The sequence below is a fragment of the Micromonospora sp. NPDC057141 genome (assembly GCF_042670805.1).
Classification (GTDB): domain Bacteria; phylum Actinomycetota; class Actinomycetes; order Mycobacteriales; family Micromonosporaceae; genus Micromonospora.
Genome location: NZ_JBHUVA010000039.1, coordinates 1 through 1075 on the forward strand (window position 1 = coordinate 1; position 1075 = coordinate 1075).

General features: G+C 71.1%; 1 protein-coding gene. It reads left to right on the forward strand.

The window, feature by feature from the left end; all coding sequences use genetic code 11:
- Positions 1-100 precede the first annotated feature (100 nt).
- The gene (locus ACFT41_RS19575; RefSeq protein ID WP_377613946.1) at positions 101-1018 is read left to right on the forward strand and encodes an acyltransferase family protein; all 918 of its coding nucleotides are present in this window, start codon (positions 101-103) and stop codon (positions 1016-1018) included.
- Positions 1019-1075: the final 57 nt, after the last annotated feature.

A 1075-nucleotide genomic window follows, 5' to 3' on the forward strand; every position in this document is an offset into this window, starting at 1 on the left:
CAACGACCGACCCCGTAAGATCCATGATTGGAAGAAGCCCTCCGAGATATTCGCCGAACTCGTAGAGGCAAATGCTTCGACCGCCTGAATTCGCCGACTGCTGCCGGCGGCCAATGTGGTGCTGCTGACGGCAGCGGTGTTCGTGTTCCTGATGGTGCCTCGTGGCCGGTGGGGTCAGATCGGCGGCGACATCGTCGCCGGGGCGGCCTACCTGCTGAACTGGCGGCTGGCCGATCGTTTCACGCACCCCGACCCGACGATGCCGCCGTCCCCCGTCCAGCATTTCTGGTCGCTTGCCGTCGAAGAGCAGTACTACCTGATCTGGCCGTTGCTGATCCTGCTGGCGGTGGCGCTGGCCAAGGTGTCCGGCGCCCGGCTGAAGCCGGTGCTGGCGACGGCGCTGGGCCTGCTGGCCGCCGGCTCGCTGGCCTGGTCGGTAACCACCACCGTCGGCGCGCAGTCCCCGGCGTTCTTCCAGACCACCACCCGGATCTGGGAGTTGGCCGTCGGCGCCGGCGTCGCCATGTCGGTCGGCGTCTGGGCCCGGCTGCCCAGGCCGGTCACTGTCGTGCTGGGCTGGGCCGGGTTGGCAGCGGTGCTGGTGGCCTGCCTGTCCTTCACCCCGATGATGGACTTCCCCGGCTACACTGCCGCCCTGCCGGTGCTGGGCACCGCGGCGGTCATCGCGGCCGGCTGCGCCGCAACCCGGGGCGGGGCGGGGACCCTGCTCGGGATCGCGCCACTGCGCTGGATCGGCGCGCTGTCGTACTCGCTGTACCTGTGGCACTGGCCGATGCTCGCGATCGCGGCCACGTACTGGGGACCGCTGTCGACATCCACCGGGCTGCTGGTGATCGCGCTGTCTGTCGCCCCGGCCTGGTTGACCTTCCACTTCGTCGAGAACCGCATCAGGTACTCCGGGCGGGTCTCGCAGTCGCCACGGCTCGCTCTGGGCATCGGGGCCGGCTTCTCCGCGCTGGGCGCGCTGGCCGGCGTCGCGCTGCTGCTGGCGAGCTGACCGGGGCCGGGGGCCCCCCCCTGAGCGGTGGGGGCCCGCCCCGACGGCGCCGCCTGA